This is a genomic window from Amycolatopsis cihanbeyliensis, assembly GCF_006715045.1.
Lineage (GTDB): Bacteria > Actinomycetota > Actinomycetes > Mycobacteriales > Pseudonocardiaceae > Amycolatopsis > Amycolatopsis cihanbeyliensis.
Window position 1 is genome coordinate 1,081,889 of the sequence record NZ_VFML01000001.1, and the last position, 14,495, is coordinate 1,096,383.

At 67.8% G+C, this 14,495-nt stretch carries 13 protein-coding genes, 4 tRNA genes and 1 pseudogene; 7 read left to right on the forward strand and 11 right to left on the reverse strand.

Features of this window, described 5'->3' with window-relative positions; genetic code table 11:
- Position 1 precedes the first annotated feature (1 nt).
- From FB471_RS04680 to FB471_RS04690, 3 genes are all read right to left on the reverse strand, one after another.
- Entirely contained in the window at positions 2–919 is a 918-nt protein-coding gene (locus tag FB471_RS04680) for a phosphatidylinositol mannoside acyltransferase (RefSeq protein ID WP_141996106.1), read from the reverse strand.
- Positions 916–1,527, reverse strand: coding sequence for a phosphatidylinositol phosphate synthase (gene pgsA, locus FB471_RS04685; RefSeq protein WP_141996107.1), 612 nt, complete (start codon positions 1,525–1,527; stop codon positions 916–918). The genes FB471_RS04680 and pgsA overlap by 4 nt, the downstream gene beginning before the upstream one ends.
- Before the next feature lie 152 nt (positions 1,528–1,679).
- On the reverse strand, positions 1,680–2,192 hold the full coding sequence (locus tag FB471_RS04690) for a MarR family winged helix-turn-helix transcriptional regulator (RefSeq protein ID WP_141996108.1): 513 nt from the start codon (positions 2,190–2,192) through the stop codon (positions 1,680–1,682).
- Positions 2,193–2,309: 117 nt separating this feature from the next.
- Here FB471_RS04690 and FB471_RS04695 point away from each other — a divergent pair, with 117 nt between their 5' ends.
- Positions 2,310–2,858, forward strand: a complete 549-nt coding sequence (locus FB471_RS04695) for a YceI family protein (RefSeq protein WP_141996109.1) — start codon at positions 2,310–2,312, stop codon at positions 2,856–2,858.
- A 21-nt stretch (positions 2,859–2,879) separates the two neighbouring features.
- Here the strand turns inward: FB471_RS04695 and FB471_RS04700 are convergent, their stop codons facing one another.
- From FB471_RS04700 to FB471_RS04710, 3 genes are all read right to left on the reverse strand, one after another.
- Positions 2,880–3,437 (reverse strand): HIT family protein, encoded by a 558-nt coding sequence (locus FB471_RS04700; RefSeq protein ID WP_141996110.1) that lies wholly within the window; start codon positions 3,435–3,437, stop codon positions 2,880–2,882.
- Positions 3,427–5,466, reverse strand: coding sequence for a threonine--tRNA ligase (thrS, locus tag FB471_RS04705; protein WP_141996111.1), 2,040 nt, complete (start codon positions 5,464–5,466; stop codon positions 3,427–3,429). The genes FB471_RS04700 and thrS overlap by 11 nt, the downstream gene beginning before the upstream one ends.
- Positions 5,467–5,548: 82 nt before the next feature.
- Positions 5,549–6,163 carry a malonic semialdehyde reductase gene (locus tag FB471_RS04710; protein ID WP_141996112.1) on the reverse strand — a complete coding sequence of 205 codons (615 nt, stop codon included), beginning with the start codon at positions 6,161–6,163 and terminating at the stop codon, positions 5,549–5,551.
- A 1,016-nt stretch (positions 6,164–7,179) separates the two neighbouring features.
- Between FB471_RS04710 and FB471_RS04715 the strand changes: the two genes are divergently transcribed.
- Positions 7,180–8,496, forward strand: a complete 1,317-nt coding sequence (locus FB471_RS04715; RefSeq protein WP_170220702.1) for a vanadium-dependent haloperoxidase — start codon at positions 7,180–7,182, stop codon at positions 8,494–8,496.
- 67 nt (positions 8,497–8,563) lie between these two features.
- On the opposite strand, the gene FB471_RS04720 is transcribed toward FB471_RS04715, so the two are convergent.
- Positions 8,564–10,093, reverse strand: a complete 1,530-nt coding sequence (locus FB471_RS04720) for a sugar transferase (RefSeq protein WP_141996114.1) — start codon at positions 10,091–10,093, stop codon at positions 8,564–8,566.
- A gap of 479 nt (positions 10,094–10,572) precedes the next feature.
- Positions 10,573–10,647: transfer RNA gene (locus tag FB471_RS04725), tRNA-Val, on the reverse strand.
- Between the two features lie 431 nt (positions 10,648–11,078).
- On the opposite strand from FB471_RS04725, the gene FB471_RS04730 reads away from it, so the two are divergent.
- From FB471_RS04730 to FB471_RS04745, 4 genes are all read left to right on the forward strand, one after another.
- The gene (locus tag FB471_RS04730) at positions 11,079–11,504 is read left to right on the forward strand and encodes an SsgA family sporulation/cell division regulator (protein ID WP_020672550.1); all 426 of its coding nucleotides are present in this window, start codon (positions 11,079–11,081) and stop codon (positions 11,502–11,504) included.
- A 110-nt stretch (positions 11,505–11,614) separates the two neighbouring features.
- Positions 11,615–11,687, forward strand: a tRNA-Gly gene (locus FB471_RS04735).
- A gap of 71 nt (positions 11,688–11,758) precedes the next feature.
- Positions 11,759–11,830 (forward strand) — tRNA-Cys (locus FB471_RS04740).
- A 1-nt stretch (position 11,831) separates the two neighbouring features.
- Positions 11,832–11,906 (forward strand) — tRNA-Val (locus tag FB471_RS04745).
- Between the two features lie 50 nt (positions 11,907–11,956).
- On the opposite strand, the gene FB471_RS04750 is transcribed toward FB471_RS04745, so the two are convergent.
- The 3 genes and pseudogenes from FB471_RS04750 to FB471_RS04760 all read right to left on the reverse strand — a co-directional run.
- Positions 11,957–12,208 carry a hypothetical protein gene (locus FB471_RS04750; protein ID WP_246076239.1) on the reverse strand — a complete coding sequence of 84 codons (252 nt, stop codon included), beginning with the start codon at positions 12,206–12,208 and terminating at the stop codon, positions 11,957–11,959.
- A gap of 112 nt (positions 12,209–12,320) precedes the next feature.
- On the reverse strand, positions 12,321–12,539 hold the full coding sequence (locus tag FB471_RS04755; protein ID WP_246076673.1) for an integrase core domain-containing protein: 219 nt from the start codon (positions 12,537–12,539) through the stop codon (positions 12,321–12,323).
- Positions 12,540–12,581: 42 nt separating this feature from the next.
- A pseudogene (locus FB471_RS04760) lies at positions 12,582–13,451 on the reverse strand (IS3 family transposase); the annotation flags it as partial.
- A 300-nt stretch (positions 13,452–13,751) separates the two neighbouring features.
- Here FB471_RS04760 and FB471_RS34850 point away from each other — a divergent pair.
- Positions 13,752–14,474 carry an IS256 family transposase gene (locus tag FB471_RS34850; protein ID WP_281287429.1) on the forward strand — a complete coding sequence of 241 codons (723 nt, stop codon included), beginning with the start codon at positions 13,752–13,754 and terminating at the stop codon, positions 14,472–14,474.
- Positions 14,475–14,495: the final 21 nt, after the last annotated feature.

Sequence of the window (14,495 nt, forward strand, 5' to 3'; positions counted from 1 at the left end):
CCTAGCCCGATTCGCCGAGGACCGCGCGCTGCTGGCGCTCCAGGTCGGCTACCCAGAACTTCTGCAACATATGCCAGTCGGCGGGGTGTGCGGCGATGTCCCCTGCCAGCACGTCGGCCAGCGCCTGGGTGGCGGCCGGGACCTCCTCCCGCGCGTTCACCCTGATCCGCGGGTGGATCCGCAGGCCCCACCCCTCCTCGGTGAACCAGCAGCCGACCGGCAGCAGGGCCGCGCCGGTGCTCGCGGCCAGCCGCGCCGGGCCGCCCGGCATCCTGGTCCGCTCACCGAAGAAGGTGACCGGGATGCCGGATGTGGTCAGGTCACGATCGCCGAGCAGGCACACCACCCTGTTCTCCCGCAGCCGCCGCAGCAGCGTGCGAAAGGACGCGGCCGCGCCCGCGGCGGGCACCACCTCGAACCCGAGGGACTCCCGGAACGCGACGAACCGCTGGTACAGCGACTCCGGCCGGAGCCGCTCGACGACCGTGGTGAAGCCGCCGGTGTGGCCGGTCAACCAGACCCCGGCCGCGTCCCAGTTGCCGGAGTGGGACAGCGCGAGCACCGCGCCGTTTCCCTCGGCCAGCGCGGCGTCCAGGTTCTCCACGCCGCTGGCCGACTGCTCCACCCGGTGCCGGACGCTGTCCAGGTCCATGGACGGCAGCCGGAACACCTCCTGCCAGTAGCGGGCGTACGAGCGCAGCGAACGCCTGGTCAGCTCGTCGAGCTCGGAGCCACCCGCCTGCGGCACCACCCGGACCAGGTTGCGCCGCAACTGCTGCACCGAACCGCCACCACGGCGGGCCACGAAGTCGGCGCCGAGGGAAAAGGCGGTGGCCGTCATACCGGCCGGCAGCATGCTGGTCAGCCGCCAGCCCGCCGCGTAGCCGAGTCCGCCGAGCCGTTCACCGAGTGCACTCACGTCTTGGCCTCCCGTGCCCCCTGCGCCACGGCGATCATCCGCTGCAGCAGTGTCACCACGGACAGCGCCGCCAGCAACCAGAGCGAGACCTCCACCGCGTGTGGCACCCCGAACCCCTGCAGCCCGGTGCCCGCCAGCGCGATGATCAACCGTTCGGCGCGCTCGATCAGTCCCCCATCGGCCGAAAGCCCCGATGCCTCAGCCCGAGCCTTCACATACGAGATCACCTGGGCCAGCACCAGGCAGACCAGTGCGGCGGCGCCTGCTCGTGCGGGCCCCGCACCGGCAAGACACCACCAGGCGATCGCGGCGAACAGCGCGCCGTCGACCAGCCGGTCACAGGTGGCGTCGAGGACGGCCCCGAACGGGGTGCCGTTACCTCGTGCCCGCGCCATCGCCCCGTCCAGCAGGTCGAGCATGGCGAAGCCCCACACCGTGAAGGTCCCGGCCAGCAACATACCGCGGGGGAAGAACACCAGCGCGCCGACCGCCGCCCCCGCCGTGCCCAGCACCGTCATCATGTTCGGCTTCAGACCGGCACGCACCAGGGCGACACCGATCGGATCGGTGACGCGGGAAATGGAGGCGCGCGCGAAAATGTTGAGCATTGGTCCTGTCCGGAGACGGTTCGTGGTTCAGGGCTCGGGCTGCTCAGACGTCGATGAGCTCGTGGTCAATGGGCGAGCAGCAGCCTATCGGCCCCCTGCTGAGACCCCGGCATGCGCCGCCGGTGCGTCCCCTGTTCGGTACGGAGCGGGCTTCAGTGCGGCTGCTCCGGTGGCGGCTCGCCGTCCTCCGCGGCCAGCGCGGCGGCACACTGCGGGCCCAGTCCGTTGCGGATCGCGGCGCTGATCTCACCGAGCATGGTCACCTGTTCGGGGGTCAGCACGTCGAAGAGGCTCTGCCGGACGGCCTCGACGTGGCCCGGCGCGGCTTCCTTCAGCGCCGCGAGACCCTCCGCGGTGAGCGAGGCCAGCGAGCCGCGCTTGTCCGTGGGGCAGGACCGCCTGTTGATCCAGCCGCTGGACTCCATCCGGGCGACCGCGTGCGACAGCCGGCTACGTGAGGAATGACACGCCTCGGCAAGCTCACTCATCCGTAGGGTCTGCCCCGGGGCCTCGGACAGCGCCACCAGCACCTCGTAGTAGGTGTGCGGCATACCGGAATCGCGCTGCAGCTGCCCCTCGAGATGGCCCCTGAGCATGCTGACGGCCGCGTTGAACGAGCGCCACACCTGTTGCTCGTGGTCACTGAGCCAGCGAGTTCCGGACATGACGTCCATCATACCCCTGGTTGAGCCCTCAATTAAAGTGCGTTAGCCTCTGGTTGAGGGCTCAATCAAGCGACCTGCATCGCAGGTCACCCACATACCTTTCGAAGGAGCGAGATCATGAGCGCACCCACCACCGAGATCCCCGGCTACGTCGCGGGCACCTGGGCCATCGACCCCGCGCACTCCGAGGTCAGCTACAGCGTGAAGCACCTGGGGCTGGCCAAGTCACGCGGCAACTTCACCGCGTTCAGCGGGCAGGTCGTCACCGGGGAGAACATCCTGGACTCCTCGGTGACCGCCGAGATCGACGCCGGTTCCGTTTCCACCGGCACCACCATGCGCGACGACCACCTGCGCACCGACGAGTTCTTCGATGTGGCCAACCACCCCACCATCACCTTCCGGTCCACCGGCATCCGCTCCGACGGCGAGGACTACGTGATCGACGGCGAGCTGACCTGGCGCGGGGTGACCAAGCCGGTGTCCCTGCAGGCCGAGTTGAACGGGATCGGCACCAACCCGGCCAACGACAACGCCACCACGATCGGCGTGTCGGCCGAGACCACCGTGAACCGGCGGGACTTCGGCATCGGGCCGGAGGGCAGCAGCTTCCTCGGCGAGAAGGTCAAGATCACCCTGGAGATCGAGGCCGCGCTGCAGTCCTGAAGCTCGCCGCGGTCCTGAGACTCAGTGCTCCGGCCAGGCCTCGGACAGCAGCGAACGGGTCTGGTCGAGCAACTGGGGCAGCACCTTGGTGTGCCCCACGACCGGCATGAAGTTGGAATCGCCGCCCCACCTCGGCACCACGTGCTGATGCAGGTGGGCGGCGATACCCGCGCCGGCGATCACCCCCTGGTTCATCCCGATGTTGAACCCGTGCGCGCCGGACACGCCGCGGATCACGGTCATCGCGCGCTGGGTGAACTCGGCGACCTCGACGGTCTCCTCCGAGGTCAGCTCGGTGTAGTCGGCGACGTGCCGGTACGGCACCACCATCAGGTGTCCCGGGTTGTACGGGTACAGGTTCAGCACCGCGTACACCGTGGTCCCGCGCGCCAGGATCAGCGCCTCGGCGTCGTCCATCCCGACCAGCCGGCAGAACGGGCAGCCCTGCGGCTCATCGCCTTCCGGCTTGTTCTCGCCCTGGATGTAGGCCAGCCGGTGCGGGGTCCACAGCCGCTGCAACGCGTCCGGGACCCCGACACCGTCCTGCCCGACGTACTCCGGTGGGGTGTCAGCGGGCAACGAACTCCTCCAGCGCCTCCGCGGTCGGGGAGGCGTTCTCCTTGCGGGCGATCCACTCGGCGATGGCCTCGACGGCGGTGGCAACCGCGACGCCGTTGATCTGGCCGCCGTCGCGGAACCGGAAGGAGACCGCGCCCGCCTCGACATCCTTGCCGCCCGCCAGTAACAGGAAGGGCACCTTCTGCGTGGTGTGCGTGCGGATCTTCTTCTGCATCCGGTCGTCGCCGGAGTCCACCTCGGCACGCACCCCCCTGGCGCGCAGGGCCTTCTCCACCCCGCGCAGGTGCTCGGCGTGGTCCTCGGCGATCGGAATCCCGACCACCTGCACCGGGGAAAGCCATGCGGGGAAGGCACCCGCGTAGTGCTCGGTGAGCACGCCGAAGAACCGCTCGATCGAACCGAACAGCGCCCGGTGGATCACCACCGGCATCTGCCGGGAGCCGTCCGACGCGGTGTACTCCAGCTCGAACCGCCGCGGGTGGTTGAAGTCGAGCTGGATGGTCGACATCTGCCAGGTCCGCCCGATCGCGTCGCGCGCCTGCACCGAGATCTTCGGCCCGTAGTAGGCGGCGCCACCCGGGTCGGGTACGAGCTCGAGCCCGGACTCCTCGGCCGCGGCCCGCAGGGTCTCGGTCGCCTCCTCCCATTCGCGCTCCTCGCCGATGAACTTCGCCGAGTCATCCCGGGTGGACAGCTCGAGGTAGAAGTCGGAAAGCCCGTAGTCCGCCAGCAGATCCAGCACGAAGCGCAGCAGCGACCGTAGCTCGCCCGGCATCTGCTCCTTCGTGCAGTAGATATGCGAGTCGTCCATGGTCAGCCCGCGCACGCGGGTCAGGCCGTGCACGACGCCGGACTTCTCGTACCGGTACACCGTCCCGAACTCGAACAGCCGCAGCGGCAGCTCCCGGTAGGACCGCCCGCGGGACCGGAAGATCAGGTGGTGCATCGGGCAGTTCATCGCCTTGAGGTAGTAGTCCTCGTTCTCCAGCGACAACGGCGGGAACATGGTGTCCGCGTAGTACGGCAGGTGGCCGGAGGTGTGGAACAACCCGCCCTTGGTGATGTGCGGGGTGTTCACGAACTCGTAGCCGGCCTCCTCGTGCCGCCGCCGCGAGTAGCTCTCCAGCTCGCGGCGGATGATCCCGCCCTTGGGATGGAACACCGGCAGCCCGGAGCCGATCTCCTCCGGGAAGGAGAACAGGTCCAGCTCGGCGCCGACCCTGCGGTGGTCGCGCCGCTCGGCCTCGGCCAGCATCTCGAGGTAGGCATCCTGCGCGTCGGCGGACTCCCACGCGGTGCCGTAGATTCGCTGTAGCTGCGGGTTGCTGTCGTCGCCGCGCCAGTACGCCGCGGCGACCCTGGTGAGCTTGAACGCCGGGATGTGCTTGGTGGTCGGCACGTGCGGGCCCCGGCAGAGGTCGCCCCACACCCGATCCCCGGTACGCGGGTCCAGGTTGTCGTAGACGGTCAGCGCACCCTCGCCGACCTCCATCACCTCGGAGGTGTCCACGGCACCCTGCTCGGACTTGAGATCGACGAGCTCGAGCTTGAACGGCTCGTCTGCCAGCTCCTGCCGTGCGGCCTCCACCGACTCCACCACCCGGCGGGAGAACCGCTGGGAACCCTTGATGATCTGCTTCATCCGCTGCTCGAGCGCCCGCAGATCCTCCGGGGTGAACGGCGCGTCCACCGCGAAGTCGTAGTAGAAGCCGTCCCGCACCGGCGGGCCGATGCCCAGCTTCGCGCCGGGGAACCGCTCCTGCACCGCCTGCGCCAGCACGTGCGCCGCGGAGTGCCGGATCACGCCGCGGCCGTCCTCGGTGTTCGCGGCCACCGGCTCGACCTCGGCGTCCCGCTCCGGGATCCAGGCGAGGTCGCGCAGGTGGCCATCGGGGTCGCGCACCACGACCACCGCGTCCGCGCCCTTGCCGGGCAGCCCCGCCTCGCGGATCGCCGTGCCCGCCGTAGTCCCGGCCGGTACCACCACACGCGGGGTGGGTTCGGCTGCGGGTGACAACGGCTGGGACACGATGGACTCCTTCGCGTACGCGATCTGACGAGTTGACAGTGTGATGCTAGCCGCCCGCCCCGACCGCGCTCGCCCCCGCCGGTCAGCGGATGCTGACGACCTCCTCGAAGTCCAGTCGCGGCAGTCGGTCGAACCACGGGTTGTCCCCCGGCTTGCCCAGATTGACGACGACCAGGGACCGCCAGCCGCTGCCGGCGAGGAACTCGCGGTCGACGCCGTCGGGGTCGAACCCGCTCATCGGCCCCGCCGCGAGCCCGGCCGCACGCACGCCGAGGATGAAGTAGCCGACCTGGAGCAGGGCGTTCAGCCGCGCCACTTCCGCCCGCCGCTGCGGGGCGTCGGCGAAGGCATCCCGTGCCTGGGGTTTGTGCGGAAAGACCTTCGGCAGCTGCTCGTGGAAGTCGATGTCCGCGGCGAGCACGACAGTGACCGGTGCACCGGCGGTCTTCGCCCGGTTGCCCTCGAACAGGTGCGGCTGCAACCGCTGCCTCGTCTGCTCGCTCCGCAGCACCAGCATCCGCAGCGGCTGGGTGTTCATCGAGGTGGGTGCCCACTTGACCAGGTCGTAGATGGCCGCGAGCTGCTCATCGGTCACCGGCTCGGGGCTGAAGCTGTTGGCCGTGCGGGCTTCACGGAACAGCAGATCCTGCGCCTGCGCGGCCAGTGCGAGCGTGTCGGCCGGAGTCGTGGAGGTCATGGGTGTTCCTTTCGGGTTGACGGACACTTCTAATTTAGTTGAACACTTGACCATATTGCCGCCCAAGGTGGTCACGCTCACTCCAGAAGGCAGTACCCCACCGCCAGACGGTCGCCCGCACTGCGCTCGATCAACTTGGTCCAAACGGCGGAGTTAGTCGCGACATCTCATTGGCAGAATCGAACATACAGGGAAGTCGCAAATAAAATGGGGAGGGCCACCAACTCAGCTCAACCACCAATTTGCTTTCCAAATCAAACGGCGGCACAAATCTGCCGCCGTGGAGGTATTCTGTGCATTTTGAACGAAAGAGACGACTGAGACTGGCGGGCTATACTGCCGGCATGGTCGCGGCGATATGCCTGATCGCTCCACCGGCTGCGGTCGCCGACGAGACGGCTCCGCCGGATGTCGCCGTCTCGAGCACCGATCATGTCCTGTATTGGAATGACGTACTCATCGACGTTTTCCGGAATCTGAATGGCACGGAAGGCGCACCAACCAGATTGGCCAGAACGGCAGCCATGATGCACGGCGCCGTTTACGACGCGGCCAACTCCGCACGATGCGTAACCGCGAGCGGCTGCCTCGGGCAGCCGTATCTGACCCGCGTTTCAGTACCGGACGACCCCGCACCGGATCCGAACAGCGCCATCGATTACGCCGCCTACCGAATACTGACCGATCTCTATCCGCGGAGTTCGTTCCCGCAGTTCGACTTCGACGCGAAACTGCGCACGGCACAGGAGACGATCCCGGAGGAAGTCACACAGGAGCAGCGTGACCGGGGTGCGTCCACCGGGAGCAAGGCTGCCCAAGTCATGGCCGTGACCAGGGCAAACGACCGTGCAGACGAGACGGTCACCTACACGCCGGGCACCCGTCCAGGCGACTGGCGGCCCACCGGATCTGGCCCGGCGCTCACCCCACATTGGGGAATGGTCCGCCCGTTCACCCTGGATACTCCCAACCATTTCCGACCCTCGTTTCCCGCGGGTGCCGATAACCTCGAGGAGGTGATCGGCTCGGAGACCTACCGGGCCCACCTCGCGGAGGTACGTCAGGTGGGCAGGCTGCACTCCCCCTCGCGTAGCGCCGACAAGACGGAGGCGGCACACTTCTGGGCCAACGACCTCGACGGAACCTACAAGCCGCCGGGCCAGTTGCTCGAGCACACCTCGATCATCGCGCGGCAGCTGCCCAGCCAGAACCAGTTCGACAACGCTCGGCTGTTCGCGTTGATGTCGATGGCACTCGCGGACGCCGGGATCGCGGCTTGGGACTCGAAGTTCCGGACTGACGTCGACCTCTGGCGACCGGAAACCGCGATCGCGCTGCATCCCACCAATCCCGAGCCGAACTGGGAACCCGAGTCGCGGGCGCTCGACGGGGAGACCTTCTCACCGCCGTTCCCCGCGTTCATCTCCGGGCACGCGACCTTCGCCGGAGCCTGGGCCGGGGTCATGAAACGGTACGTGGGCACCGACAACTTCAGCTGGACGGCGACCACCGACGATCCGTTCGCGGAAGGAGTGACCCGCTCGTTCACCACGTTCAGCGGGGCGGCCGAGGAGAACGCTATCGGCCGGGTCTGGCTGGGGGTGCACTACCGGTTCGACGGGGAGTACTCATTGGTCACCGGGGACCGGGTCGCCGGATGGGTGATCGATCACTTCCTCGGCGGCGACCCGACGCTGGGCGCTGACTCGTTCGAGCGGACGGTCACCGCCGGGTTCGGCGAGGCGGACGCGGGCGGACCATGGTGGACCGGTGGGCCGGCGGACGCGTACGCGGTGAACGGCGGCGCCGGCCGGATCAGCACACCCGCGGGTACGGGGCGCAGCGTGTACCTCAACCGGATCCGTTCCACCGACACCGACCTGCGGTTCGCGGTCAGCACCGACAAACCAGCCACCGGGAACGGGATCTACTTGACGGGTGTCGGACGTAAGGTCGCGGACGCGGGTACCTACCGGGCGACCGTGACCATCCGGCCGGGCGACGATGTCCGGCTCCAGTTGCGACGAACCGACGGGACCGGTGCGGAGACCCCGATCGCGACCGAGCAGCAGATCGCCGGCCTCAGCTACGAGCAGGGCACGGTGCTGCGGGTCCGGCTCCGGGTCGTCGGCACGGGGCCGACCACGGTGCGGGCCAAGGTCTGGGCCGACGGTTCGGCCGAACCGGCCTGGCAGACCAGCGCTACCGACCGGACCGGGGCGCTCCAGGCCGCGGGGAACGCCGGTGTCCTGACCTACCTGTCCGGGTCGGCCACCAACGGCCCGGTGACGGTCGAACTCGACGAGGTCGACATCCAGCGGGTGGCCCCCTAACGCCGGCCGAAGTAAGGGGATGTGTGCGTGCCGGGTTCGGCGCGCACACATCCCCTTCGGCCATCGCTCAATACGCGCCCTGGCCGACGACCACCGCACGCACCGTCTTCCACAGGATCACCAGATCCATGGCCAGGGACCAGTCCTCGACGTAGCGCAGGTCGAGCCGGATGCTCTCCGCCCAGGTCAGATCGCTGCGACCGCTCACCTGCCACAGGCCGGTCAGCCCTGGCTTGACCAGTAGCCGCCGTTGTGCGTCCGACGAGTACGCCTCGGTCTCCTCCAGCAGCGGCGGGCGCGGCCCCACCAGCGACATCCGTCCGGAAAGGACATTCCACAGCTGCGGGAACTCGTCGAGGGAGTACCGGCGTAGCAGGGCACCGATCCTGGTCACCCGGGGGTCCTGGCGCAGCTTGAACAGCGGCCCCGCGGCCTCGTTGTGCGCCAGCAGGTCGTCCCGCACCCGGTCGGCGTCCACGACCATCGTGCGGAACTTGAGCATGGTGAAGGTGGCACCGTCCCTGCCGACCCTGCGCTGCCGGTAGATCACCGGTCCCCGGTCGCCGAACTTGATCGCCAGCGCGATCAGCAGCAGCAGCGGGCCGAGCATCGTCAGCAGCAGGGCGGAACCCGCGCGGTCCACGATCTCCTTGACCAGCCTGCGCCCCCCGGTGAACTGCGGTGCCGCGACCCGCACCAGCGGCATCCCGAACACGCCGGAGACGTTCAACCGGGGGCCGGCCACCTCCATCAGCACGGGTGCGACCACCATCTCGGCCGAGGTGTTCTCCAGATCCCATGCCAGCCGTTGTAGCCTGCGCGGGCTCCAGTACCGATCGGCAGTGATCGCCACCACCCGGTAGCCGCCCCGCTGCACGTGGTCGGCCAGTTCTTCCAGGCGCCCCACCACCGGCACCCCGTTCACGTCACCCTGGTCCTGCGTGCCCTCGGGGGTGCAGACGGCTTCCACCCGCCAGCCCATATGGGACACCAACCGGGTGCGCTCGATCAGCTCCCGCACTGTCTCCGGGTCACCCGCGGCCATCACCGGCAACAGGCACCGGCCGCGCCTGCGGGCCAGGTGCAGCAGGCGGCGCAACAGGTACCGCTGGGGCAGCAACAGGGCGGCCAGCGCCGGCATCACCAGGAAGACCCACGGTCGCACGTCCAGCGCCCCGAACAGCAACCCCGCCATCGCGACGACCACCCCGGCGGCAAACAGCCCCTTGCCCAGCCTGCGGAACTCCTCGGCGCCCTCACCGAGGACCTGCTGGGTCCAGGCACGGCCGGCGGGCAGCGCCAGCAGCACGGCGCAGGCGACGCCGAGACCGATCAGCACGTGGTCGGTCCGTTCGGCGGCCGCGTCGATCACCGCCGCGCTCACCGCGACGAGCAGCAGGGTGGACAGTGCGTCCCCGCCGATCACCCAGGCACGGTAGCGACGTTCCCAGGCCATGGTCGGTGGTCGGGTCGTGGTCCGGGGCGCGGTATGCCGGGCCGGTCGAAGCGCGGCGGACGGCACGGGACGTGCGGCGCTGGGGGCGATGCGTGGCGATATGCCTTCGGCGATGGATGACGAGCGCGCAGACTCGTCCATAGACCCTCCCGGTTGGCAGACAGCGACTCCGCAGAGTAACTAGCCGTGTTGCACACTCAGTAATCACTTCGGGCGACACACGACCTGGTATCGGTGGCTTCCGAATCGGCGTTACACCATCACGAACGAGCTTTCGTTGCATGGGACAAGGGGATAATGCATGCTAATGGTAACAAAATGATGACGAAGAGTGATCATCGTCATCAGGCAACAGCTACCCAAAGTAGTCAGTAATTCCCTGCGCAGCGCGCTGCTGAACCCCACGACCGGGCCACCACAATGGAACAACCCTCGTGCCCGGCGGGTAGCGAGCGGGCTTCGACTGGATAACGAGTCGCCGGCGCCGTGGGTCACTCTGCCGTCGCGGCGGGGAATTGTCGGACGCGGGAAGCGTGTTGTACGCACATCCGGCGCATTGCCGGAACTCGTGACAAAAGAATAACGGCCCGCACTCGTTTCGAGTACGGGCCGGACCTCAATGGTGGGCGATACTGGGATCGAACCAGTGACCTCTTCGGTGTGAACGAAGCGCTCTCCCGCTGAGCTAATCGCCCCCTCGCGGTGTGAGAACAGACTGTACCGGACCGGTTTCGGTGGCCGAAGGGCGGGGTCCCTGCAACGTTCGGGGGCCGACAAACGGGTGGTTCCGCCGAGCACGGACCGCGCATTGATCGGTACGGAGCGAAGAACCCCGTGCTCGCGGGGTCCTGCCTGATCGAGGGGGAGCTATGTCACGTGCGGCATTCGCGGGACAGTGCTATCGCGCGGGCGCCGAACCGAGCAGTATGTAGGGCGTGGACGATCAGTGAGATCACACACCGAAGGGCGGGATTGCCGGCGAGGTTGACGATGCTGGGTCGAATGGACCAACCGAAGACCCCGTACGGGTGATCTACGGCGAAACGGCGAGCCAATCGCCCCCCAGCCACGTCTCACCGTCGGAACTCGGCCAGACTGGCCGGAAGGGAGCAGAAGGGTTAGGACGATGCGAAACGATCACGTGACGCTCCGCTCGACGGCGGTCTTCGACCTGCTGGCGCCGCGGACCCCCGCGGTTCCGGTCAAAGTGGAGCTGCGCTACGACACCCGCGATCCGTACGCCGTGGTCGCCGCGTTCCGGACCGGCCGGGCAGGCTGGGTGGAATGGGTCTACGCACGTGACCTGCTCGCCGACGGCCTACTCGCCGATGCTGGAGACGGCGATGTGCGGATCCGCCCCTCGGTCGAGGACCCCGAGTCGGTGCTGATCGAGCTCAACTCCCCGTCCGGGCACGCGATGTTCGAGGCCTCGGCGCAGGAGCTCGCGGATTTCCTGGACCGCACCTACGACGTGGTCCTGCCGGGCAACGAGCACCTGTGGGTGGACGTGGATGACGCGCTGACCCACCTCATTCCCAACGATTTGAGCTGATGACAACGGGCGGACACGCGGTGGCCACCCCCATGTGACCGCCGGATCGGCGGTCCGATAGAGTTCTACGCACACCACGACAACGGGTCAGCGACTCGGAGTCACGGAATGCGGACGTAGCGCAGCTGGTAGCGCATCACCTTGCCAAGGTGAGGGTCGCGGGTTCGAGTCCCGTCGTCCGCTCGACTGCGGCGGCACCCCGCAGTTGGATCGGGTCTGGTGGGAAATGTCTCCGGCACGGTCCATCGGAACACGGCGGAGTGGCCGAGTGGTTCAGGCAAGGGCCTGCAAAGCCCTGTACGCGGGTTCGATTCCCGCCTCCGCCTCGCGCGATTAGCTCAGCGGGAGAGCGCTACCTTGACACGGTAGAGGTCACTGGTTCGATCCCAGTATCGCGCACCATCTGTTTCCCCAGGTCAGCGACCCTGTTCCCGATCATGAGGACAGGGCCCTCAGTGATCAAATGGCGATGAAATGGCGATCAACTTCGGGGCCTGCTGCACGCGAAGCTGATCGCAGGTGGCCCGCAGGTGCGGAAACCACGACACCAACTGGGCCTGCTCGTCCACGGAAAGCGCGGCCAGTGAGGCCAGCCAGCGGACTTCCAGGGCCTGGATGATCTGGCTCAGCATCGCCGGGGTCACGTGGTCGTAGATCCGGGCGATGCCCTTCATCTTCTGGCCCAGCCTGGCCCGGCGGGCCATCTCGGGGATCGCGTCCTCGGTCAGCCACGTGGTGTGGCTGTGCCGACCTGAGGTTCCCCCGCTTTGCCGGGGACTGGTCTGCCCCGGTTTCGTGGAGTCGGGTTGCTGGATTTCATGCCACGATGGTTGTGTTCTCGAACTCTATCGGAGTGAGCCAGCCGATGCTGCTGTGGCGACGTTGGCGATTGTGCCAGATCTCGAGGTACTCGAAGATCGCGTTGGCCAACTCGACCCGGGTGCGCCACCGATGGCGGTCGAGCAGTTCGACCCGCATGCGCGACCAGAACGATTCCATCATCGCGTTGTCGTAGCAGTCGCCGACGCTGCCCATCGACGGCACGAGCCCGGAGTCCTTCGCGCGTTTGGTGAACGCCTACGATCCATATTGGACTCCCTGATCAGAATGGATGATCGTGCCAGACTGCGGCGCCCGGTTGTCGATGGCCATGCCGAGCGCGTTGGCCACCAGGGCTGCGGTGGGTGAAGAATCGATGGACCAGCCCACCACGCGGCGGGAGTAGACATCGAGCACGACCGCGCAGTAGAGCTTGCCCTCGCGGGTGCGATGCTCGGTGATGTCTGTGCGCCATGTGCGGTCCGGTCCCGTGGCGGTGACATCACGGTTGACCAGATCCTGGACGATCTCGTCGGGCTTGGCGTGCTTCCACCGCGGCCGTCCCATCGCGCCAGCCAGGTAGGCGCGGCGCATCAGCATCTCCACCGCCCCATGGCCGACAAGGATCCCACGTCCCAGCCGCAACTCGGCGTGCACGCGGCGTGCGCCGTAGCGGCCCTGGGAGCTCTGGTGAATCTCGGTGATCAGATCGGTCAGCCGAGCGTGCCGGATCGATCGGGCGGACGGCGGACGGGAGCGCCAATGATAGAAGCCCGACTCCGATACTTCCAGCACCCGGCACGCGAGCTGAGCCGGCAACCCCTCCTCAACCATCGCCGCGATCGCGGCGTACCGATCTTTTGGGGGCACCGCCTCCTTCTTCAGCAGCTCGGTCACCCGCCGGTGCACCGCCACCTCGGTCTCCAACTCAGCGATCCTCTTCTTCGCGGCGGTCAACTCGGCCTTCTCCCCACTGCTCAACCCCGACTCCAGGCCCCGGTCGATCCGATCCTGCCGCCGCCAGGCGTAGATCGTCTGATCACTGATCCCCAGATCATGCGCCACATCGGCGACCTTCCGGCCGACCTCGATCAGGTCGAGCACCTTCCGCCGGAACTCCGGCGGATACCCACGTCGTCCCCCACCACCCTCTCAAGATCAAGTGGCATAAGAATCCAACAATCCGACTCCGTCAACCCGGGGCAGACCAAAGTCGCCGGACAACCGGGGAAGCTCACGGGCAGGTAACAAGCGCAAACCCGCCAGCCGGTCGGGCGTCTGGCCAAGTGTCACAGCACGACGAGGACGCCTCCTCATGCTGCCAAGGTCGCAGCGGCGCTTTGCTCCCCGGGCGCGGTATCCCCGTCGGCCGGGCGGCGAGCCGCCTCCGCCTGGAACTCAGCGCGAATGATCTGGACACGGACCCAGATGCCCGGCTACCACGCGGCGGCCGAGCACGTCCGGCACGCTGTCCGTGATGAGCCGGGTGCGGCGCATGCACCCGCCACCAGAGAAACGGCAACCTCGGATGCACCAGCACCCACCCACACCACCGTCCCTCGCGATCGCAACGGCACCTTCGAACCAGCCATCGTGCGGAAACGGCAACGCCGGCTGGACGGGCTCAACGACGCGATCATCTCCCTGTATGCCCGCGGGATGACGGTGCGCGACATCCAGGCCCATCTCACCGACATCTACGGGGTCGACGTCTCACCCGATCTCATCTCCAAGGTCACCGACGCAGTGGCCGGGGAGGTCACCCAGTGGCAGAACCGGCCCCTCGGCTCGAGGTGGGCGGTGCTGTTCGTTGACGCCCTCTGGATCAAGATCCGCGAGGGCCAGGTCACCAACCGCCCGGTCTACGTCGTCGTGGGCGTCGATTTCGGCGGCGCGAAACACGTCCTGGGCAGGTGGGTCGGCAAGGACGGCGAGGGCGCTAAATGCGTCCTGCAGGTCGGCAGTCGCCACGCGCACATTCTCGACACGACCGTGAACCCGGACGGCCGTGGACCGCTCAGCAGGTCCGCAACCTGGCGATGGATCTCGATGATCGCGCAGCGGAACTCAGGTTCCTCGTTCGCGACCCCGGGCGTCAGTTCACGGAGTCGTCCGACTCCGTCCTGGCCGACGTGGGCATGGAAGTCGTGAGGACTCATCCTCACGGTCCGA